Annotated in this window: 14 protein-coding genes; 9 read left to right on the top strand and 5 right to left on the bottom strand. The window is 70.0% G+C overall.

The window, feature by feature from the left end; genetic code table 11:
• Positions 1–30: 30 nt before the first annotated feature.
• The 3 genes from ACZ6ZQ_RS06680 to ACZ6ZQ_RS06690 all read left to right on the top strand — a co-directional run bounded on the left by ACZ6ZQ_RS06680 (position 31) and on the right by ACZ6ZQ_RS06690 (position 4,693).
• Entirely contained in the window at positions 31–3,090 is a 3,060-nt protein-coding gene (locus ACZ6ZQ_RS06680) for a coiled-coil domain-containing protein (protein ID WP_469767468.1), read from the top strand.
• A 189-nt stretch (positions 3,091–3,279) separates the two neighbouring features.
• Positions 3,280–4,470 (top strand): cytochrome P450, encoded by a 1,191-nt coding sequence (locus ACZ6ZQ_RS06685; RefSeq protein WP_469767469.1) that lies wholly within the window; start codon positions 3,280–3,282, stop codon positions 4,468–4,470.
• A gap of 13 nt (positions 4,471–4,483) precedes the next feature.
• Positions 4,484–4,693, top strand: a complete 210-nt coding sequence (locus ACZ6ZQ_RS06690; RefSeq protein ID WP_469767470.1) for a ferredoxin — start codon at positions 4,484–4,486, stop codon at positions 4,691–4,693.
• 54 nt (positions 4,694–4,747) lie between these two features.
• On the opposite strand, the gene ACZ6ZQ_RS06695 is transcribed toward ACZ6ZQ_RS06690, so the two are convergent.
• Positions 4,748–5,200 carry a YbhB/YbcL family Raf kinase inhibitor-like protein gene (locus ACZ6ZQ_RS06695; protein WP_469767471.1) on the bottom strand — a complete coding sequence of 151 codons (453 nt, stop codon included), beginning with the start codon at positions 5,198–5,200 and terminating at the stop codon, positions 4,748–4,750.
• A 335-nt stretch (positions 5,201–5,535) separates the two neighbouring features.
• On the opposite strand from ACZ6ZQ_RS06695, the gene ACZ6ZQ_RS06700 reads away from it, so the two are divergent.
• The 4 genes from ACZ6ZQ_RS06700 (at position 5,536) to ACZ6ZQ_RS06715 (ending at position 9,113) form a co-directional block, all read left to right on the top strand.
• On the top strand, positions 5,536–6,327 hold the full coding sequence (locus ACZ6ZQ_RS06700; RefSeq protein WP_469767654.1) for a class II aldolase/adducin family protein: 792 nt from the start codon (positions 5,536–5,538) through the stop codon (positions 6,325–6,327).
• A gap of 9 nt (positions 6,328–6,336) precedes the next feature.
• Positions 6,337–7,116 carry a TetR/AcrR family transcriptional regulator gene (locus ACZ6ZQ_RS06705; protein WP_469767472.1) on the top strand — a complete coding sequence of 260 codons (780 nt, stop codon included), beginning with the start codon at positions 6,337–6,339 and terminating at the stop codon, positions 7,114–7,116.
• Positions 7,113–7,988, top strand: coding sequence for an alpha/beta fold hydrolase (locus tag ACZ6ZQ_RS06710; RefSeq protein WP_469767473.1), 876 nt, complete (start codon positions 7,113–7,115; stop codon positions 7,986–7,988). Before ACZ6ZQ_RS06705 ends, ACZ6ZQ_RS06710 begins: the two co-directional genes overlap by 4 nt.
• A gap of 213 nt (positions 7,989–8,201) precedes the next feature.
• On the top strand, positions 8,202–9,113 hold the full coding sequence (locus tag ACZ6ZQ_RS06715; RefSeq protein WP_469767655.1) for a lytic polysaccharide monooxygenase auxiliary activity family 9 protein: 912 nt from the start codon (positions 8,202–8,204) through the stop codon (positions 9,111–9,113).
• A gap of 280 nt (positions 9,114–9,393) precedes the next feature.
• Here ACZ6ZQ_RS06715 and ACZ6ZQ_RS06720 read toward each other — a convergent pair whose 3' ends face one another.
• Positions 9,394–11,568: a DUF1996 domain-containing protein gene (locus ACZ6ZQ_RS06720; RefSeq protein WP_469767474.1), complete on the bottom strand. Its 2,175-nt coding sequence runs from the start codon at positions 11,566–11,568 to the stop codon at positions 9,394–9,396.
• 187 nt (positions 11,569–11,755) lie between these two features.
• Positions 11,756–13,693: a SpoIIE family protein phosphatase gene (locus tag ACZ6ZQ_RS06725; protein ID WP_469767475.1), complete on the bottom strand. Its 1,938-nt coding sequence runs from the start codon at positions 13,691–13,693 to the stop codon at positions 11,756–11,758.
• Between the two features lie 291 nt (positions 13,694–13,984).
• Here ACZ6ZQ_RS06725 and ACZ6ZQ_RS06730 point away from each other — a divergent pair, with 291 nt between their 5' ends.
• Complete coding sequence (locus ACZ6ZQ_RS06730; protein ID WP_469767476.1) at positions 13,985–18,253, top strand: HAMP domain-containing protein; 4,269 nt, start codon at positions 13,985–13,987, stop codon at positions 18,251–18,253.
• Positions 18,201–18,860, top strand: coding sequence for a response regulator (locus ACZ6ZQ_RS06735; RefSeq protein WP_469767477.1), 660 nt, complete (start codon positions 18,201–18,203; stop codon positions 18,858–18,860). Before ACZ6ZQ_RS06730 ends, ACZ6ZQ_RS06735 begins: the two co-directional genes overlap by 53 nt.
• Before the next feature lie 64 nt (positions 18,861–18,924).
• Here the strand turns inward: ACZ6ZQ_RS06735 and ACZ6ZQ_RS06740 are convergent, their stop codons facing one another.
• Entirely contained in the window at positions 18,925–20,544 is a 1,620-nt protein-coding gene (locus ACZ6ZQ_RS06740) for a solute symporter family protein (protein ID WP_469767478.1), read from the bottom strand.
• Positions 20,541–20,915, bottom strand: coding sequence for a DUF485 domain-containing protein (locus tag ACZ6ZQ_RS06745; protein WP_469767479.1), 375 nt, complete (start codon positions 20,913–20,915; stop codon positions 20,541–20,543). The genes ACZ6ZQ_RS06740 and ACZ6ZQ_RS06745 overlap by 4 nt, the downstream gene beginning before the upstream one ends.
• Positions 20,916–21,193: the final 278 nt, after the last annotated feature.

Consider the following 21,193-nt stretch of genomic DNA (forward strand, 5'->3'; position numbering starts at 1 on the left):
CAAAAGGCGCAGCCCCCGCACGATGCCCCGATGAGCCTCGGGATCATCGGTGACCGGCAGCTGCTGTGCGTCCAGACCTTCGACATCGCCCGGCACCCCTCCACTGCGGTCGGGCTCATCCCCGGCTGCTTCGTCGCCGTGTCCGGAAAAGGCCCCCGGGATGCGAACGAGTCCGGGAAGACCAGCTGGCTGGCATCCGTCGCCCTGCTCCTCGGCGATCCGGAATGGCGGATGCACAGCAGCGGTCCGGCCACCGTCGCGGACCTGCTCTTCGAACCGCAGACCGCCGGGGTGGCCGCCCAGGGCTACGCCCCGGCGACCACCGGCTACATCGCGGGGCTCTTCGCCGCACCCGACGACGTCGCCGCAACCGCCCACACCGTATGGATGAAACTGTCCGCCACTTCGACCTACGTCGAGGTCCGGCATGCCCCCGGCGTCCACCTGGCAACCGCCCAGGACGACGACGAACGCCACCATCAGGCCGCCGAGATCTACCACGGACTGCCGTCGGCATCCTCCTTGGGAGCCACCCAGTACGCGACCGCCCTGTACGGGCCGGTCCCCCGCTGCCTCGCCTTCCTGACGTCCCGGGGGAAACGGCGCGGCGGGCCCTCCCTGCTCAAGCTCGACGCCGGATTGTTCACCCCTGCCGGGATCGGCACCGCACTGATCGAACTCACCGGCCGTGCCGCCCTCCTGGACACCGACGCCTCCCTGCGCCATGACCTGAGCCAGGCAGAGCACGAGCTGCAGACCAGCCAGGCGGAGGACAGCAGCAGTCACGCGATCGAGGAACGAGCCCTGCGCGCCGTCACCCAGCGCAGCACTGCGCGCGGGGAGCTCGTCCGCGCGCAGGAGCTGTGGGCCCTTCACTACGCCCGCGGCCTGCTCGACGCCCTCGATCGCGCCGAACAGTTGCAGACCGCGCTGGACGATCAAGCCGAGACGCTCGCACGAGCCCGGGACGAGCGCGAGTCGGCCGAATCCGTCCAGCACACGCTGGAGGACCCCACTCACCTGGAACGCCGGCGCGACGCAGCAGAACTCGCCAGGCAGACCGCCGAGCGGCTGCTGGATCAGGCCCACGACGACGAGTGCGGTGCACGCCACCGGCTCGCCTCGCACAACCAGGCTCTCGAAGAAGCCGAGGACAGCGCCGCCGGGGCCCGGGGGCATGTCGAGGACGCGCGCCACGAGGCGCAGAATGCCCATCAGGTCACCGTCGCCTGCGAGGTCCGCCTGGCCGAGGCCGACGCGCGGCTTCAGCGCGCCCACGACGACCTCTCCCGAGCCGAAGAAGGGCGCTACGGCGCCGCCGGACGGACGATCAGCACACTGAGCTCGGCGGGGATCAGCGCCAAGGGGCTGCTCGACGGGCTCGGCCTGTCCCGAGAGGAGCGCTCCGCATGGGAGCCGCGCCTGGCGCTGTACGGCGACGCCGTGTGCATCAGGGCATCCGACGTCCCCGCCGCCCGCGTGGCCCTGACCGGTCTGCCCGCCGCCGTCCTGATCGCTGTCCCGCATGCGGACGAACACACCGGCGATCCCGTGCGGGGCTTCCTCGATGCCCTGGCCGAGCGCATGCGTCTGGAACACAGCCCGGACACCGCGGTCGACGACCCCCTCGGCCTGTATGTGCTGGGCGGGTTCACGGAACCGTTCACCGGCCGGGCCGCCCTCGTCGACCGTCTTGGCACCGAGGTGGCACGAGCCGAGCAGGACCTCGCCGCAGCGCACCGGCTGCGGGACCGGGCCAGAAAAGCCGAAGCACAGAGCGAGGAACTGGTCCGCCGCCTGGAGGCCGCCGCTCTTGCCGCTCACTTGCGGTCCCAGCGCCCCGTGCTCGAACGTGAACTCGCCGCTCTCCAGCGCAGGACCGCTGCACGTAAGCAGGCACGGGACGCTGCCGAGAGCACCCTGCAGCAAGCGGTCGTGGCCCACGCCACCCGCGCTCTCCAGCACGCTCAAGCCCAGAGTGTGATCGACAAGGCCCGGTCGGTCGAACGGCAGGCCGCCGGACAGCAAGCAGCCCTCAGGAAGCAGATCACCGCTCTCGACATCACCTACTGGCAAGAGCACGGCGGCGGCCGCGAAGCCGCCCTCCGCACCCTGCGCCGGACCACGACCCCACCCATGGCTGCCGACCCTCAGGCCCCGCAACCCGAACGCCGCAGCGAGAGCACCCTGCGTCAGCGAGCCGGCCGCCACCTCGACCACGCTCTCGAAGCGGTCGGTATCGACACCGACACCGGTGCCGGCGCTCCGACCACCACGCTCCAGGACGCCCTCCGGCACCGCAACAACCTCACCGACGACAGTGGCAGCCGCCCGTTCGCCGATGCCACCGCGTTCGAGACGCCCGCCCGAGCTCTCCGGGACTGGCTCGACCGCTTCGCCGACTCCGACACCTCGGCCGCCGATCGCATCACGGCCGAGCGCGCCCAGCGGGCCGGTCGTATCGCCTTCGGCGAGCAGAAAGTGGCCGATCTGCGCGAAAGCCTGCACATCATGCAGGGCAGCATCGCCCTGCGGCTCGAACAGGCCCTGGACGACATCGAAGACGCCCTGACCACTCTGAACCGCGACGCCGGCCTGTACGGTGCCGAACTCCACCATGCGCTCACCCCGCCGCCCGCCCTGCAGGACGTGTGGCGCTGCGACGTCACACCGTACTGGCGGCGTAGCCCCCGCGGTCCCCTGCTGCCCTACGACAACATCACCAACTCGGCGCAGGAGAAGCTGTTCTCGATCCACCTCGTCCTGGCCGCGCTCCTCGCCTCACCCCAACCACGCGGCCGCGTGCTCATCCTCGACGAACTGGGGGATTCCCTCGGCACGCACCATCGTCAAGAGGTCCTCGGAGCCCTCGCCAAGAGCACGCAGGAACACGGCATCACAGTCCTGGGCACCTGCCAGGAATCACTGCTGGACGACGCCGCCGATCACTGCGGCGAACTCCTGTACTTCACCTACCCCAGCCACACCGAGGCTCTCAACGCGCCCACCCGTATGTTCGGCTACGACGCCAACGGCGAGCGCGTCGAGCTCACCATGGACGCCTTGCTGGCCGGGCGCACCTGGTGGTGAGCACTGCGACCGGAGGGCCGGAAGCTCGCCAGGTGCGCCCTGGAGGTGGCTGTGCCGGACCGAGCGGGTGCCGACACCGTGCCCTGCGGTGGATTGGCCGAACTACGCGTAGACCGGATAGGTGCCTGAGGCATGTAGTGGTGACGGCACCAACGTCAGAGCCACCCCATACGCACCTTGTGAGGCCCCATGACGAAACCCGTGGCGTTCCCCCAGGACCGCACCTGCCCTTACCACCCGCCCACCGACTACCCCCGGCTCCATGACGAGCGCCCCTTGTCGCGGGTGACCCTTTGGGACGGACGGCAGGTGTGGTTCGTCACCGGGCACGCGATCGCCCGGACACTCCTCGCGGATCAGCGTCTTTCCACCGACAGCACCCGGGACGACTTCCCACTGCCGACCGAACGGTCCGCGACCCTGCGCAGGCGCCGCCGCGCGGCGCTGCTCGGCTGGGACGACCCCGAGCACAACGCCCAGCGCCGGCTGCTGATCCCGAGCTTCACCCTCAAGCGCGCCGAGCAACTGCGGCCCCGCATCCAGGAAACCGTGGACCAGCTGCTGGACGCGATGGAGGCCCAGGGTCCGCCGGCCGAGCTGGTGAGCGCGTTCGCACTGCCGGTGCCGTCGATCGTCATCTGCGATCTGCTGGGCGTGCCGTACGCGGACCACGACTTCTTCGAGAAGCAGTCGCGGCGGCTGCTGCGCGGACCGACGGGAGCGGACACCGAGGACGCACTGACCCAACTGGAGGGCTACCTGGGCGACCTGATCGACCGCAAGCACCAGAAGCCCGGGGAGGGTGTGCTCGACGACCTGGCGGCTCGGAGGTTCCAGGACGGCGCCCCCGACCGGGAGGAGCTGGTGCAGCTCGCCACGATCCTGCTGGTCGCGGGGCACGAGACCACGGCGAACATGATCTCCCTGGGCACCTATACGCTGCTGCGCCACCCCGAGCGACTGGCCGAGTTGAGGGCGGACACCGGGCTCGTACCCACCGCCGTCGAGGAGCTGCTCCGGTTCCTGTCGATCGCGGACGGACTGCTGCGGGTCGCGCGCGAGGACGTCGACGTCGCCGGAACGGTCATCCGCGCGGGCGAGGGCGTGGTGTTCTCGACCTCCGTCATCAACAGGGACGTCACCGCCTACAGCGACCCCGACACCCTCGACTGGGCCCGCTCGGCACGCCACCACGTGGCGTTCGGCTTCGGCATCCACCAGTGCCTCGGGCAGAACCTCGCCCGCGCGGAGCTGGAGATCGCACTCGGAACGCTGCTGCGCCGGCTGCCGGGGCTGCGGCTCGCCGCTCCTGCCGAGGAGATCCCGTTCAAGCCGGGCGACACGATCCAGGGGTTGCTCGAACTCCCCGTCACATGGTGAAGGAGTGATGCGCATGCATGTCTCCATCGACAGAGACGTCTGCATCGGCGCCGGGCAATGCGCCCTGACATCACCGGACGTCTTCACCCAGGACGACGACGGCTTCGGAACGGTCCTACCGGGCCGCGAGGACGCCGGTGGAACGCTGATCCGCGAAGCCGCCCGCGCCTGCCCCGTACAGGCGATCACGATCCACGACGTCGCCGGCGGGTCCGGGACATGACACCCGGGCTTGCGCGGGGAGATCGCCCGGCGAGCACGACCAACGGTGACGCGCTCAGCGCTGATAGGTGCCGACCAGGGTGCCGGAGGCCAGCTCCCTGCCTTTCAGAGCACGGTGCACGTCCTCGACGCCCGGGTGGTCGTGCAGCGGCAGCGGCTCGGACAGGGCGTACAGGCGGAAGAAGTAGCGGTGCGGCCCGTGCCCTGGTGGAGGCATCGGCCCTCCCCAGCCGACGCGCCCGAAGCCGTTGGGCCACGGCAAGCCCCCCTGGGGCTTGTGGCCCTCAGCCGCCCCGCTGGTCTCCGGATCGATACCGGTCACCAGCCAGTGGAGGAAGGACGCCCCCGGCGCGTCCGGGTCCTCGCACAGGAGCACCAGCTCCGTGGCCTCGTGGGGCACCCCCGACCACGTCAGGGGCGGCGAGATGTTCTCTCCCTCCCCGCTGTACCGACGGGGGATCACCGTATGGTCGTCGAACGCGCTGCTGCTGAGTTCAATTCCGCTCATGCGCGCCGCCATACCCGCAACGGCGGCGCCGGCACCGGTCCGCACGGCGAAACCCCCGTTCGGCCGAGCCCACCCGGGCCCCGGCGGGCGCGCGAGCGGCAGGCCGGGAGCGGACCGCTCCGGTCCCGGCCCTCTCTCACGGCGTTCCCGGGAAGCGGGACCGCCTCAGAGCGGCCACGGGTCTTGCTTTTATGCGTCCAACGGACTCATTATGTGCGTCCAACGGACGCATAGTGGAAGCGAGGCGGGGCGTGGACCAGGCGACGAGTACGGGAGAGCACCAGAGGACGGGCTCGGCGGCGGGGGCCGCTCGGGGGGACGGCGGCGCGGACGGACTGCGAGGCAGTGCGTTCCTGCCGCGACAGGAGAACCTCGAACTGCCCATGCCGCCCGTGTTCACCGACCCCGCACAGGAGCGCGAGCATCGTAAGCAGCGGCTCGCCGGCGCCTGCCGCATCTTCGGCCGCCTCGGCTTCTCCGAAGGGGTCGCGGGACACATCACCGTGCGGGACCCGGAGCACCCGGACATGTTCTGGGTCAACCCGTTCGGCATGTCCTTCCGGCACATCCGGGTCTCCGACCTGATCCTCGTCGACCACGAGGGACAGGTCCGCCACGGCAGGCGCCCGGTCAACCGGGCCGGATTCGTGATCCATTCCGCCATCCACGCCGCACGCCCCGACGTGGTCGCCGCCTGTCACGCCCACGCCGTCCACGGGAAGGCCTTCTCCAGTCTGGGACGACTGCTGGACCCGATCACCCAGGACGCGTGCGCCCTGTACGAGCAGCACACCGTCCACCGGGACGGCGCCGGTGCCGTGGTGGTCGAGGAGGAGGCCGGCCGGCAGCTCGCCGCGGGGCTGGGGCCGCACAAGGCCGTCATCCACCAGAACCACGGCATCTTCACCGTCGGCGAATCGGTCGACGAGGCGGCCTGGTGGTTCATCTCCATGGAGCGCAGTGCCCAGGCACAGCTGCTGGCGGAGGCTGCGGGCACTCCGCACCTGATCGACCCCGAGGCCGCCCGGCACACCCGGGAGCAGACCGGATTCCCGCTCGCCGGCTGGTTCTCCTTCCAACCCCTCTGGGACGAGATCGTCCGCACGGAACCCGACCTCTTCGAGTAGGCGCCGTCCATGACACTCCAACCCGAAGCTGAAGCCGAAGCCGGACCCGCCCGCCCTCGGCGGACCGGCCCCTGCCCGGACCCCGCCGAGCCCGGATCCCCCACCTGGTGGCAGGCCCGGTACGCCGAACGCGACCGGCGCAGGCCCCGCCAGGGTGGGCTGACGCTCGATCGGATCACCGCGGGCGCGCTCGAACTGGCCGACCGTGAGGGCCTGGAGGCGCTCACGATGCGCCGGCTCGGCGACCACCTCCAGGTCCGCCACACCTCCCTCTACCGGCACGTCGCGAGCCGGGAGGAACTGCTGATCGAGACTGTCGACCACATGCTGGGCGAGATCCGGCTGCCCTCTCTCGACGGGGACTGGCGGGCAGGGCTGGAGCGGGGGGCCCGGGAGTTCCGCCGGGTCCTGTCGGCACACCCGGCGGTCGTCCCCCTGCTGACCACCGGTCAGTTGCTGGGCCCCAACGCCCTGCGGGCCCGTGAGCACGCCCTCGGGCAGCTCCTCGACCACGGGTGGGCCCCCCGGTTCGCCGTCCACGTCTACCTCACGGTCACCCACTTCGTGATCGGTGCCGCGGTGCTCGACTCCGGCGGCGCGGCCCGGACCGCCGGACAGCGTGCCGCGATGGCCGAACTGTTCGCCTCCCTCTCCCCTCGCACCCACCCGGTGGTCCACCGACACGCCGAACTGCTCAACTCGCTCGACTCCGAAGCCGAGTTCGAGTTCGGCCTGCGAACGCTGCTGCACGGGCTGGGGTACCTGCACGCCGAGGAGGCGCCGGCATGACCGGCGGACGCGTCCTGCCGCCGCTGCGCCAATGGGCCGAGGGGGGCAGCGCCCTGCGGATCGGCGGTCACTCGGTTTTCGTACGCCAGGACGGGCCCGCGCACGGCGCGCCCGTCACCCTCGTCCACGGCTTCCCGACGTCCTCCCACGACTGGGCCGCCGTCGTCCCGGCGCTCACCGCAGCCGGACTCCGAGTCACCACACTGGACCTGCTCGGCTTCGGGGAGAGCGACAAGCCCCGACGCCACCGCTACTCGGTGCTCGACCAGGCCTCGCTGGTCGAGAAGGTCTGGCGCCGGTACGGGATCGGCAGCACCGCTCTGGTCGCGCACGACTACGGGGTGAGCGTCGGCCAGGAGCTGCTGGCCCGCGACCCGGCCCGGATCACGCGCATGGCCTGGCTCAACGGCGGCCTCTATCCCGATCTTCACCGCCCCGTGCCGATCCAGCGCCTGCTGCACGGCCCGTTGGGTCCGCTGCTGGCGCCTCTCACCACGGAGCGGCGGTTCGCCGCGACCCTGCGCGCCGTGCTGGGACGGCCGATCCACGACGAGGACGTGCGCGACCTGTGGTCGGCCGCGTCCCGCGGCAACGGCCACCGCCTCGCCCCGCGACTGCTGCGCTACATCGACGAGCGCCGCCGGCACGCCGCGCGCTGGACCTCGGCCCTGGAAGGCTTCCCCGGGCCCACGCTGTTCGTGTGGGGGCCGGCCGACCCCATCAGCGGGTCCCACGTACTCGCCCGGATCCGGGCGCGCATGCCGGAGGCCCACATCATGGAGCTCGCCGGGCCGCCGGCCCTCGGGCACTACCCGCAGCTGGAGGATCCGGAGACGGCCGCCGCAGCACTCACCGGGTTCCTGACGCCCTGAAACGGACCCGCAAGGGATCGTGGTCTGCCGCCGCCCGAGCGCCAGTTCACTGGTTGCTTGCGGGTGAGAGCTCCTTGTTCGACGACGCCGAAACCGGGGTTCGGACTGAGCACTGCCCTCGCTTCGCCTCGTACTAGTGAGCAAGGCGAGCGTCTGCCGTTTCGGCCCCAGGGAGGTCTGTCAAGAATGTCCACTCATCGCAGCACCATGGCCATGGTTTCACTCGTCGGTGGCGCCCCGTTGTTCCTCGTCGGGGTCGCTGCCGGCCCGGCCGAGGCACATGGCGCCCCGACCGATCCGATCAGCCGGGCCGTCGCATGCAGTCGACAGGGTGGACATGCAGGCTCGGCCGCCTGCGCCGCAGCCGCCGAGGCGGGTGGGAGTGCGGCGTTCGAGAAATGGGACAACATCCGTGTGGCAGATGTAGAGGGGCGTGACCGTACGAAAATCCCCGACGGGGAGATGTGCAGCGCCGGCATCGACCCGTACAAGGGCCTGGACGTCGCGCGCGCCGACTGGCCGGCCAGCACGCTCGAAGCAGGCGAGCCGTTCACTCTCACCTACGCGTCAACCATCCCGCACCGGGGCACTTTCAGCGTGTATCTCACCAAGGACGGCTACGATCCGAACACGCCGCTGTCCTGGGACGATCTGGAGAACGAGCCGTTCGTGACGGCCACCGACCCGGTGCTCCAGGACGGCAGCTATCGCATCAAGGGCACTCTGCCCGAGAGGCGAACCGGTCGCCATCTGCTCTATACGATCTGGCGGAACACCGACACGCCCGACACGTACTACTCCTGCTCCGACGTCGTCGTCACCGATGCCGGTTCCAGCGCCGGTGACGAGGAACAGGCCGACGAGAACGAGAACGCCGAGGACAGCCGCAGCACGACGGACGCCGAGGGCGGACCGTCGGCCCCGGGCGTCTCCGCCGGCCGGCCCACGGCGCCGCAGCCGCCGAAGGCACCCGCCTCGTCCCCACCGGAAGCCGCCGCGAAGCCCTCGTCGAGCACAGCCGGTTCGGGTGGCGTTCCCCTTGCGGTCACTGCTGCGGCAGCGGCGCTGCTCGCCGTGGGCGCCGTTGTCGGCGCCCACCTCCGACGCCGGTGGCGCACCCGCTGAGCGGTTGGTGAGGGCACACAGATCCGCGATCGGCGTTCTCAGCGGCCCCGAGAGGGACCGGGTCAACGACTTCTACACAGCCGGCCGCAGGCTGAGGTCCCTGCGGGGTGCCCTCGCACTGTCCGGCGTCTCCCTGTTCGCGGCCACGGTGCTCGGCACCACGGGGCCGTACGGATGCCGACGCCGGTCTTGGCCGGGGTCCGGGCGCTTTCACCGCCGTGAACCCTGGCCGGACCAGCGAACTGCGGGTCCGGCCAGGGCCGGAGCACGGCCGGCTACATCAACGCCGGGCGGGCCCACGTCGGTTGCGCGTGCGCAGGAGCACGATACCCACGATCAGCAGCACGGCTCCGGCCGCGGAGGGCCACAGCTGAGCGCCGGTGGCGGCGAGCCCGCCCCGGCCGCCCTGCGGCTCGCCGGCGGCCTGGGCTTGGCCGCCGGTCGCGCTTCCACTGCCGGCCTGAGGCTCGGCTCCCGTGCCCGACGGCGGGGTCTTCCCGCCGGTCTCCGGCGTGGCCTCCGTACCGGACGTGCCCGTGCCCGACCCGGTCGGCACCCCGGGCTTTTGCGCATCGCCCCCCGTGTACGGCTTGGCCTGGCCGCCAGTTGCACCCGCACCCGAATCGGTCGAGCCCTCCGGCTTCTGCACATCACCCGGGGCATCCGGCTCGGCCTGCCCCCCGGACGTCCCGGCATCCGGCCCGGCCCCGGGCTTCTCCCCGTTGCCGGCCGGCGGGTCCGCAGGCTTCCCGGGCTCAACCGGATCACTGGGCTCAGCGGGCCGGCCGGGGTCCCCGGGGGCTTCGGGCTCCCCGGGCTCGGCCGGATCGCTGGGGTCCGCGGGGTTCCCTGGCTCAACGGGGTCCGCGGGGTCCGCAGGGTCACCCGGGTTCCCGGGTTCGCTGGGCTCAGCGGGTTCCGCGGGGCTGTCGGGCCCGCACTCACGCCCGTCGTTGATGCAGTCCACCAGCTCCCGCATGAGGCTGTCGTCGAAGACGTTGATGAAGTCGCCGTGGTCGGTGACCGGTTTGTGCAGCTGCTCCGGGAAGGAGTCGACCGCGAAGACGCTGGGGTTGTCACCACCGAAGGCCGGAGGCGGAACGTCGTAGACGATGCGCTGCACCAGCTGCGGAATGGCCCGGAAACCGTTCTGGCAGCGGCCGTTCTCATCCGCGAAGGCGACATGGGTGCGGTGATTGGCGCTGTCGGTGTTCTGACCGTCCCAGCAGCTCTGGAACTTGAACGTCCGTACGACCTTGCTGCCCTGCGGGCAGACCGGGTACTTGTCCTTCAGCTGACGGTCCTCGAATCCGGTGCAGCTCCAGGACGCGTTGGCGTTCGCGTTGCCGTTGACGAAAGCCTTGGCGTCACCGGTGATGATCCGCAGGAATCGCGGCATCGCCGTGACCTTGGAGACCGGACTTCCCACGAAGTTCAGCGTGACCTGGGCCGGCGTCAGGATCCTTCCGACGTTCTTGTCCTTGCCGCCGCCGTCGGCCTGGGCGTCGTTCTCGTCCTGCCCGTTCTGCACGCGCAGGACCGGCCAGTAGTAGGTCGACCTGTCGCCCTGGTCACGGCAGGTGGTGGCTCCGTTGGCGAGGTCGTCGTCGCTCGCGAACGCGTCGTTCGCCTGGTTGCCCACGTAGTCGTGCATGTGGTGCGCCCCGTTGCTCACACCGGGGGCGACGATCACATTGTCCGGGTTGAACTTGCCGTTCTCGTTCCGGCCGCAGTCCGTGGCAAAGGTGCCGCGCGAGGCGTCGCCGAGTTCGCGGGGGCTTCGTATGTTCGGCTGGACGGACGCGATGTCGACGAAGTCGGACGTCTCGGGGCCGTTCCCGGCCTGACCGGCGCTGCCCTGGTTGCCGTCACCGTTGCCGTTGCCGTTGTTCTGGCCACCGCCGGCGTCGTTCTGTCCGTCGCCCTGGTCCTGGCCCTGGCCGTTGCCCTCATCGCTGCCGGCGCCGTCCGCGTCATCCACCTGCAGGGTGCACGGGGCCATCGCCTCCAGTCCCTGTGGGCGCTCCCCGGCCACCCGGCCGATGGCTGTGGCGATGCGGTCGATGCTCGCTGTGCGCTTGTTCTTCAGCGGTTCGAGGACGGCGTTCTGGGCGAACTGCGGATCGCGCTCGACCTGTTCCTTCTGATCGACGAACCGCTCGTACGCCTCGGTGATCTGGCTGTCCAGCCCGGCCAGTTCGCGGTCGACCTCCGGCCTCGCCGCATCCGGCACCTCGGCGAGCCCGTTCGCGACCTCTGGGCACTTGATGGTGGAAGGTCCGGCACCGAGTGTCTGTGTCTGCTCGTTCCGGCCGTCGGACCTGAGCCCCCATCCCTCGCCGGCCGCAGCGTAGGAGTTGACCGCAATCAGTCCACCCCCGCCCAGCATCAGCGCGACCGAGGCAGCGACTACTCTTCTGCCGCTCTTCGAGCGTCTTCGTGAGGTGCGTGTCAAGAGAACTCCTGTGCGTCGTTGCCGTTACGGCAGTGGGGGCTGCGCCGTGATACATACGGAAGCCGCCCCTGGCGTGTTCAACGCACACGGCAATTCCTAGGAACCTCCGGTCATGGGCGGCCGAGGAGGCGTCAGAAGGCAGCCCCGGGCCCGGTCGACCGGGGCCCTGCCGAGCCGCGTGAGCGCGTCACGTCGTGGGCCCGGCTGCGTACGGGCCGGCTTGCGTACCGGGGCGGGGGCGGGCCGCGTCCGGCTCCGCTCCGGGCCCGCCCCCCGGCGCAGGCACCGGTATCGCTTCGATCACCATCACAGCGAGGTCGTCGTCGATCGGACTGGTGTCGAAGTCGTGCGCGGCCTGGCGCACCCGCTCCGCCACGGCCTTCGCACCCATTCCGACGCACCCGCGCAACACCTCGGCCAACCCGTCGGCATCGTCCAACTGACGGTTTCCCCGCCGGCGTTCGGTCACCCCGTCGGTCACGCACAGCAGCGTCTCTCCCGGGGCGAGGTGGAAGGAGTTGGCCCGGAACTCCGCGCTCTCGGAGACCCCCAGCAACAGCTGCGGGTCCGCGGCCGGCGCCACATCGCCGTCGGCCGAAAGCAGCAGTGGCAGCGGGTGCCCGGCACTGGCGATCGTGCAGCGCGCGCCGCCCTCCACCGGGTCGGGTTCCAGCTCCCCGTAGAGCAGGCTCAGGAAGCGTGGCCCCGTCTGCTCGCCGCCGAGTGCGACGGCTTCCACGCTCTCCTCCGTCAGTGCGATGTTCAACCTGCCGAGAAGTGATTCGACGCCATGTCCCTCGCGGGCCAGCAGGCGCACCAGGTGCCGGGCGAGGCCGGTGACGGACATCGCCTCCACATCGTGGCCCATGACATCGCCGAGCAGGAAGCACCAGCGGCGGTCCTCGAGGTCTCCCATCGGGAAGAGGTCGTAGAAGTCGCCGCCGACCGTCTGGCCCTCGCCTCGCGGCTCGTAGACGATCGCCGTGTCGATGCCCGGGATTTCGGCGAGGGATTCGGGCAGCTGCCGGCGCTGGAGCGCCCGGCTGATGGTGGCCTGCTTGGTGTAGTGGCGGGCCGTGGCGACGGCGTGGGCCACACGCCGCGCCACGTCCTCCGCGAGCCGTACGAGGCCGTCGGTCATCTGCGACACCCCCTTGCGCCCCAGCAACATCGCGCCGTGGCAGCAGCCGCTCGCGACGAGGGGGAAGAGCAGCGCAGAGCCGCCCGCGCCGGCGGCGTCCGCGTTCTGCGGCCAGGGCCAGGGAATGCCGGTCGTGGGGAGCCGGGCGGGCGGCGGGTCGTTCTCGAGCGCCCGGCGCAGTGCGCCGATGCACCGCTCGTCCGTGTGCCAGACGCGGGAGAGCCGCATGGCGCCGGACTCGGTGGTCAGCCACACGCCGCACCAGTCGGCGAGCCTGGGCACCAGGAGCTGTCCCGCGATCGCGGCGACCATGTCCTCGTCCAGCTGCCCGGCGAGGAGTTCGCCGGCCTCGGCGAGGAACGTGGGCCCGGCGCGGTCGACCCATGCGGCGGTGCGGCCTGGGCGGGGGCGGGGCCGGGAGGGAGGGAGTATGTCGGGGGCCCGCGGCTCGCGCTGGAGCGCGTCCTCGGCGGTGCCGTCGAATGTGCTGCCGGTGGAGGCGTTGACGGAGCCGTCGGGCTCCGGCGTGCTGCGAGCGGTTTCCAGCCGGAACCACACGGACTTCTCGGTGCGCCGGTAGATCACCCCCCACGATTCGGCCAGTGCCCGTACGAGCTGGAAGCCACGGCCGCGGCCCTCGCGCCATGCGTCCCGGCCGCCGCGCACCGCGCGGGAGGGATTGTGGTCCAGCACCTCGACGACGACGCCCGAGGGCCCTGGCCCATCCGCTGCGGACGGGGCGAGGGAGCGGGGTCCGGATTCGAGACTGCACGCGACCTCCACGTCCGTGCCGGCGTACATGATCGCGTTGGTGACCAGTTCACTGACGAGAAGCACGGCGTCGTCGACGAGCCGGTCGTCGATCACCCGCGGCCGGGGTGCGGAGGGGGCCTCGGAGAGCGCCGGCGAGCCCCATTCGGCGAGTGCGGCGCGCACGAATTTTCGCGCAGCGGAAGCCGCCATCTCGTTCGCGGGGAGCCTCATCCGCGAAACGGACTCTCGTGGGTAAAGGGAGGACGGCCCCACGTGCGGCCCCAGGATCACTTCGACATTCAGAGCACCCAATGTAACCTAATAAGGCGATCAAGATGCCCATATGTACGGATTTCTGTGAATGGGGTGCTCATGGCGCTCGACCCGGCCGCACCCGATTCCGTTTTCCCCACCACCTCGTCCGGGGAATTCGACGAATCACCTGAACGCACAGGTCAACCGACCTCCGCCCCGGATGGGCAGTGGGTGCGCCCGGCCGAATTGCGCCCATTGCTCACAGCGATGAACTCTCTGTGTGACGGCGATTTCACCGTACGCGTGGAGGGATCGCACGAGGGCCTGCTCGCCGAGATGGCGGGAGTTCTCAACCAGATCGTCGCGCGGAACGCGCATCTGGCTTCGGAGCTTCAGCGGGTGCGCCGCGAAGTCGTCCGGCAGGGCCGGCTGGACGAGCGGATCGCGGCGAGCCCCGGACAGGGCGCCTGGACCACCAGCGTGGACGCCACCAATTCCCTGCTCGAAGCGCTGGTCACACCGGTCGCGAACGCGACGCGCGTGCTCGACGCGGTCGCGGACGGCGATCTGACCCAGCGGGTCGAGCTGCACCACGAGACCCGCCAGCTCCGCGGCGACCTGCGGCGCCTGGGGCGGGGCGTGAACCGGATGGTGGACCAGCTGTCGCTGTTCACCGGAGAGGTGACCCGGGTCGCCCGTGAGGTCGGCACCGAGGGCCGACTGGGCGGGCGCGCCAAGGTGCAGGGCCTGTCCGGCGACTGGCGTGACGTGACGGAGGCCGTCAACACGATGGCCTCGCGGCTGACGGCGCAGGTCCGCGACATCGCGGTCGTGACCACCGCGGTGGCGCGCGGGGATCTGACCCAGCAGGTGACGGTCGAGGCGACCGGCGAGCTGCTGGAGCTGAAGCTCACCGTGAACACGATGGTCGACCAGCTGCGGGCGTTCGCCGACGAGGTGACCCGGGTGTCCCGCGAGGTCGGCACCGAGGGGCAGCTGGGTGGCCGGGCCCAGGTACCGGGCGTCTCCGGGGTGTGGAAGGACCTGACCGACAACGTCAACTTCATGGCCTCGAACCTGACCTCCCAGGTACGCAACATCGCCCAGGTGACCACGGCCGTCGCCAACGGCGATCTGAGCCAGAAGATCACGGTCGACGCACGCGGCGAGATCCTGCAGCTCAAGAGCACCGTGAACACGATGGTCGACCAGTTGTCCGCGTTCGCCGACGAAGTCACCCGCGTCGCCCGCGACGTCGGCACCGAAGGCCGGCTCGGCGGCCGCGCCCAGGTCCGCGGCGTCTCCGGCGTCTGGAAGGACCTCACCGACAACGTCAACTTCATGGCCGACAACCTCACCTCCCAGGTTCGCAACATCGCCCAGGTCGCCACCGCCGTCGCCCAGGGCAACCTCAGCAAGACGATCACCGTGGAGGCGAAGGGCGAGATCCTGGAGCTGAAGTCGACGATCAACACGATGGTCGACCAGTTGTCCGCGTTCGCCGACGAAGTCACCCGCGTCGCCCGCGAGGTCGGCACCGAGGGGAACCTGGGCGGCCAGGCCCAGGTCCGCGGCGTCTCGGGCGTCTGGAAGGAACTGACGGACAACGTCAACTTCATGGCGTTGAACCTGACCTCCCAGGTACGCAACATCGCCCAGGTGACCACGGCCGTCGCCGACGGTGACCTGTCGAAGAAGATCACGGTCGACGCACGCGGCGAGATCCTGGAACTGAAGGACACCATCAACACGATGGTCGACCAGCTGCGGGCGTTCGCCGACGAAGTCACCCGCGTCGCCCGCGAGGTCGGCACCGAAGGCCGGCTCGGCGGCCGCGCCCAGGTCCGCGGCGTCTCCGGCGTCTGGAAGGACCTCACCGACAACGTCAACTTCATGGCCGACAACCTCACCTCCCAGGTACGCAACATCGCCCAGGTCGCCACCGCCGTCGCCCAGGGCGACCTGTCGAAGAAGATCGATGTCGACGCACGCGGCGAGATCCTGGAGCTGAAGACGACCATCAACACGATGGTGGACACACTGTCCTCGTTCGCCTCCGAGGTCACCCGCGTCGCCCGCGAGGTCGGCAGCGAAGGGCAGCTGGGCGGTCAGGCCCGCGTCGAGGGCGTCTACGGGACGTGGAAGCGGCTGACCACGAACGTCAACGAGCTGGCCCTGAACCTGACCACCCAGGTGCGCGCCATCGCCGAGGTGGCCAGCGCGGTCACCCAGGGCGACATGTCCCGCTCCATCGCGGTCGAGGCACAGGGCGAGGTCGCCGAGCTGAAGAACAACGTCAACCTCATGGTGGCCAACCTCCGCGAGACCACCCGCGCCAAGGACTGGCTCGAGTCCAACCTCACCCGTATGGCCGCTCTGATGCAGGGCCACCGCGACCTGGTGGAGGTCGCCGACCTGATCCTACGCGAGCTGACGCCGCTGGTGAACGCGCAGTTCGGCGCGTTCTTCCTGTCCGAGGCCGGAGCACTGCCCGGCGCGGGCCTGGAATTCATCGCCGGGTACGGCACCGACCAGGCCGGCGGTCGCGGACCGCTCCCCGGAACCGGCACACCGGGCCGCGGCCTCATCGCCCAGGCCGCCCAGGAGAAGCAGCGCATCATCATCACGGACGCCCCGCCCGACTACATCACCATCAACTCCGGGCTCGGCTCGGCGCTCCCGCACAGCGTCGTCATCCTGCCGATCCTCTTCGAGGACAAGGTACTCGGAGTGATCGAGCTGGCCTCGCTCAGCAGGTTCAGCGACGTGCACCTGGCCTTCATCGACCAGTTCGCCAACACCATCGGTGTTTCGATCAACACCATCATCGCCAACTCCCGTACCGAGTCGCTGCTGTCGGAGTCGCAGCGGCTCACCGCCGAGCTGCGGATGCGCTCCGACGAGCTGCAGCGCTCCAATGCCGAGCTGGAGGAGAAGGCGGCGCTGCTCGCGACCGCCTCGCAGTACAAGTCGGAGTTCCTGGCGAACATGTCGCACGAGCTGCGCACTCCGCTCAACTCGCTGCTGATCCTGGCGCGACTCCTCGCCGACAACCCCGACAGTCATCTGTCCGAGCAGGAAGTGCAGTTCGCCGCCACCATCCATCGCGCCGGCTCCGACCTGCTCCAGTTGATCAGCGACATCCTCGACCTGTCGAAGATCGAGGCGGGCCGGATGGACGTGCACCCGAAGCAGCTGCCGCTGAACAAGCTGCTCGACTACGTGCACGCGACGTTCCACCCGCTGACCGTGGACCGCGGGCTGAGCTTCGAGATCGCGGTGGCCGACGACGTGCCACAGGAGCTGTTCTCCGACGAACAGCGGCTCCAGCAGATCCTGCGCAATCTGTTGTCCAACGCGGTGAAGTTCACCACCTCCGGTGGCGTGGAGCTGCGTGTCGACCGGGTGTCGGGAAAACGCTTCGAGGAGGAGACCCTGAAGAGGGCGGAGGACGTCGTCGCCTTCTCGGTCAAGGACACCGGGATCGGCATTCCGCCCGAGAAGCTTCCGGTGGTCTTCGAAGCGTTCCAGCAGTCCGACGGCACCACCAGCCGCAAGTACGGCGGTACGGGTCTCGGCCTGTCCATCAGCCGGGAGATCGCCGGGATGCTCGGCGGCCGGATCGTCGCCGAGAGCGAGCTGGGGGTCGGCTCCCGGTTCACCCTCTACGTTCCGGCACGCTACCCCGGCGCCGCGGCCACGCCGGAAGCGGCGGCACTGCGGGTGACGGGCCCCCCTGCCGCGGCTCCCGAGCTCGAACCTGCCCCGGCTGCCGCGTCTGCCCCGGCTTCTCCTCCGCCCACGCTCCCCACGCAGCCGGAGCCGGTGCGGGCCGCCGCCGACTATGCGCCGAACACCGTGATCGGCAGTCCGGACAGTCTGGTCGGCTGGGGCACCGTGGCACCCGCGGAGGTCCGGGAGGACGCCTGGCCGGACACGACACGGCTCAAGGAGTGGCTGAGCGGACGCCCCGGGCGGGTGCTGGCCGGACGTCTCATCCTCATCGTCGACGACGACATCCGTAACGTCTTCGCGCTCACGCATGTGCTGGGCCGCGTCGGTATCACGGTGAAATACGCGGAGAACGGCCGCGAGGGCCTCGAGGTTCTGCAGCGGTTCCCCGATGTGTCGCTGGTTCTGATGGACATCATGATGCCCGAGATGGACGGCTACGAGACGATGCGAGCCATCCGGGGCACCCCGCGCCTCGCCCATCTGCCGATCATCGCGCTGACCGCCAAGGCCATGCCGGGAGACCGCGCCAAGGCGATCGACAGCGGCGCCTCGGACTACGTACCCAAGCCCGTGGACATCGACCACCTGTTGTCGGTCATCTGCGACCTGCTCGACCCGCACGGCGCGCCCTCGGCGCCGAAGCCGAAGCCGGCGCGCGAACCCGAGCAGGCGCAGGTGCAGCATCCCCGTCCGGAAACCGCCGAGGCACAGACCACGATCGCCGAAGCCGACGGTCGTGGCGATGCCCATGACGATGACGAGAATCGCCGAGGCAGAGGCCATGACCACCACCGCCCCTGACAAGTGCAGCATCCTCCTCGTCGACGACATGGAGGAGAACCTCATCGCGTTGGAGGCCGTGCTCGGCCCCCTCCACCAGCAGTTGGTACGCGCCTCCTCCGGGGAGGAGGCGCTGAAGGCGATGCTGCGCCAGGACTTCGCCGTCGTACTGCTCGACGTCCTGATGCCCGGCATGGACGGCTTCGAGACCGCCGCCAACATCAAGCGCCTCGACCAGACCAAGGACGTGCCCATCATCCTGCTGACCGGTACCGACGCCGACACGGACTACGCCTACCGGGGGTACGCGATCGGCGCCGCCGACTTCCTCACCAAGCCGTTCGACCCCTGGGTGCTGCGCACCAAAGTGAGCGTCTTCCTGGACCTGGACCGCAAGAACCGCCAGCTGGCGATGCAGGCCGAGCAGTTGCGGCGGCTTCTGGTCACCGACCGGGCGCCCGTGGAGGCGGCGGGACCGGAGGATCTGCTGGCGGAGATCGCCGAAGAGCTCGCCCAGATCGAGCTGCAACTGCGCAGCACGGAGGGCCCCGAGGCGGCCGGGCTCGCGAAGCGCACGGCCAAACTGCGACGTGCGGTGAACAGTCTGCGGGTGCGGCACGCGGCCTAAGGGGGGTACTGACGGGCCATCACCCCACAACACTCACCCAACCGCCCCCTGACCCGCGACAACGTCAATGTGCTCCTGGAGTACGGGGCGGAGGGGTGTCGTCCGCGCTCGCGAGCGTGCGCAACTCGAGCACGGAGTACGTGGCCGGGTCCGGCCTGTCCTTCGCCAGCACCGAACCGAGCCAACCCAGGAGGAAGCCAAGGGGGGCAGAGACGATGGTCGGGTACTGCAACGGGAACAGGCTGAAGTCCATGTCCGGGAACAGCGCGGTCGGGCCTCCCGAAACCGCCGGGGACAGCACGGCCAGGACCACCGAGGAGGACAGTCCGCCGTAGATGCTCCACAGCGCGCCGGTGGTGGTGAAGCCCCGCCAGTAAAGGCCGTACAGCAGCGCGGGAAGGATCGTCGAAGCCGCGACGCAGAACGCCAGCCCGGCGGCGAAGGAGACATTGAGGCGCTCGGCGAGCAGGGACAGACCCACCGCCGCGCAACCGATCAGCACGACCGCCCAGCGGGCAACCATCAGTTCCTTCTCCTCGGTCGCGCGTCCCCGTTTGAGCACCGCACCGTAGATGTCGTGGGCCACAGACGTCGCTGCGGCGAGGGCGATGCCCGCCACCACGGCCAGGATCGTGGCGAACGCCACGCAAGCCATGACGGTGAGCATCCACGGCCCGCCTACGGAGTGGGCGAGCAGCAGGGTCGCCGTGTTTCCCGAGGGGCTCCCGGCGAGAATGGTCTCCGGGCCGAGCACTGCCGCCGCGCCAAATCCCAGAATCCCCGCGGTCACACAGAACACGCACGTCAGAACCGCCGTCCACTGCACTGAACGCCGCGCAGCGCGCGCGGAGGGCACCACGCACATGCGCATCAGGAGGTGTGGGAGTCCGGCGGCGCCGATCAGGGCTCCGAGCTGGAGGCTCACTCTGTCCAGCGTCTCGGTACCGGTCCCCTGGGCGCGGGCGCCGGGGGCGAGGAAGTTCTCCCCGACGCCGCTGCGGCGGGCCGCGGTTCCCAGCAGGTCACTGGGGTTCCAACCGAACTTCGCCAGCACCAGGACGGCCAGGAAGATGCTCGCGACCAGGAGGACGGCCGCCTTGAGCAACTGTACGAGCGTCGCGCCGTGCATACCGCTGATGGCCACATAGATGATCATCAGGATGCCGAGGAAGACCATCAGGCAGTTCTGGGCCGCCTCGCCCGATATGCCCAGCAGAGGTGCTGCCAGCGCGCCCGCACCCACGAGTTGGGCGGTGAGGTAGACCAGCGAGATCACCAACGTGGCGAGGCCCATGGCCAGATGGACGGGCCGCGGCCGCAGCCGGCGCGCCAGCGCGTCGCCCACCGTATAGCTGCCGGTGTTGTGGAACGGCTCGGCGACCACCAGCAGAATGACGGCCCAGACCACGACGGGCCCCACCAGATACGGGATGCCGTCGAAACCGGCCAGTGCGATCAGCCCCGGAGTGCCAAGAAGCGTCGCTGCGGAGATGAAGTCGCCGAACAGGGCTATCCCATTGCGCGCGGATGGCAGTTCGCGGCCGCTGACGAAGAAGCGGCGGGGGGTGTCACTGTCCGCCGCACCCCACAAGGCAATGAGAATGACGCTGACGACGAAGACCGCGAAGACGATCAGGGTTGTTCCGTCGTGCGTGATCTGGGCGGAAAGCAGAGAGGCGCTCACCGAAGCCTCCCTTTTGATTCGAGCCCGGCCCGCACACTCTCGGCCAACGGATCCAGGGTGGTGCGGGCGTAACGCGCGTACCAACGGCACACGAGGAGCGTGGTGGCGCACTGCAGGAGCGCCAGAGCGAGCCCGAGGTTCAGGTGGCCGACCAGCCTCACAGCCATCAGCCCGCCGGCCACATTGGCCAGAAGGGCGTTGAGCAGATAGAAGCCGACCACGGCGCTGGCAACGGGGAGGATCCTGGAGCGGCGCTCCGCGCGCAACCGTTCGACGTCCGTCGGGACGTCCGGCTCCGCGTAGGGCCTGTGCTCGTAGGGGCCACGGCCGTACGACGGTGGTCTTGGGAACGGCTCAAAGGGACTGGTCATGACGACATCAACTCCTCTTGGCTGCATGCCGCGGTGAGGGCGACGCGTCACCGCAGGGGCAGTCGACCGGGTCGGTGTCTGCCAGGGCACGACTCGGTGTCCGAGCCGTGACGCAGTGACGTGCTCAGCCCTTGTGGGTCCTGATCTCCTCGATCGGAGAGGGATGTCGACCACGATCCTCAGGCTCACGGGCGGCCACCGTGGAACCAGGGCGAACAGGTGAAGGATGAGCCGGGCGGCATTTCGACAATGCCGAACGACGTTCGGTTCGGGAGCTT

Source organism: Streptomyces sp. NPDC053673, assembly GCF_055585225.1.

What these genes read in the sequence shown, in the direction of transcription:
- ACZ6ZQ_RS06695 (WP_469767471.1), bottom strand. Translation starts at nt 5,200, where the DNA reads ATGAGCGGAATTGAACTCAGCAGCAGCGCGTTCGACGACCATACGGTG.
- ACZ6ZQ_RS06680 (WP_469767468.1), top strand. Translation starts at nt 31, where the DNA reads ATGAGCCTCGGGATCATCGGTGACCGGCAGCTGCTGTGCGTCCAGACC.
- ACZ6ZQ_RS06725 (WP_469767475.1), bottom strand. Translation starts at nt 13,693, where the DNA reads ATGAGGCTCCCCGCGAACGAGATGGCGGCTTCCGCTGCGCGAAAATTC.
- ACZ6ZQ_RS06710 (WP_469767473.1), top strand. Translation starts at nt 7,113, where the DNA reads ATGACCGGCGGACGCGTCCTGCCGCCGCTGCGCCAATGGGCCGAGGGG.
- ACZ6ZQ_RS06735 (WP_469767477.1), top strand. Translation starts at nt 18,201, where the DNA reads ATGACGATGACGAGAATCGCCGAGGCAGAGGCCATGACCACCACCGCC.
- ACZ6ZQ_RS06685 (WP_469767469.1), top strand. Translation starts at nt 3,280, where the DNA reads ATGACGAAACCCGTGGCGTTCCCCCAGGACCGCACCTGCCCTTACCAC.
- ACZ6ZQ_RS06730 (WP_469767476.1), top strand. Translation starts at nt 13,985, where the DNA reads ATGAACTCTCTGTGTGACGGCGATTTCACCGTACGCGTGGAGGGATCG.
- ACZ6ZQ_RS06715 (WP_469767655.1), top strand. Translation starts at nt 8,202, where the DNA reads ATGGTTTCACTCGTCGGTGGCGCCCCGTTGTTCCTCGTCGGGGTCGCT.
- ACZ6ZQ_RS06705 (WP_469767472.1), top strand. Translation starts at nt 6,337, where the DNA reads ATGACACTCCAACCCGAAGCTGAAGCCGAAGCCGGACCCGCCCGCCCT.
- ACZ6ZQ_RS06745 (WP_469767479.1), bottom strand. Translation starts at nt 20,915, where the DNA reads ATGACCAGTCCCTTTGAGCCGTTCCCAAGACCACCGTCGTACGGCCGT.
- ACZ6ZQ_RS06690 (WP_469767470.1), top strand. Translation starts at nt 4,484, where the DNA reads ATGCATGTCTCCATCGACAGAGACGTCTGCATCGGCGCCGGGCAATGC.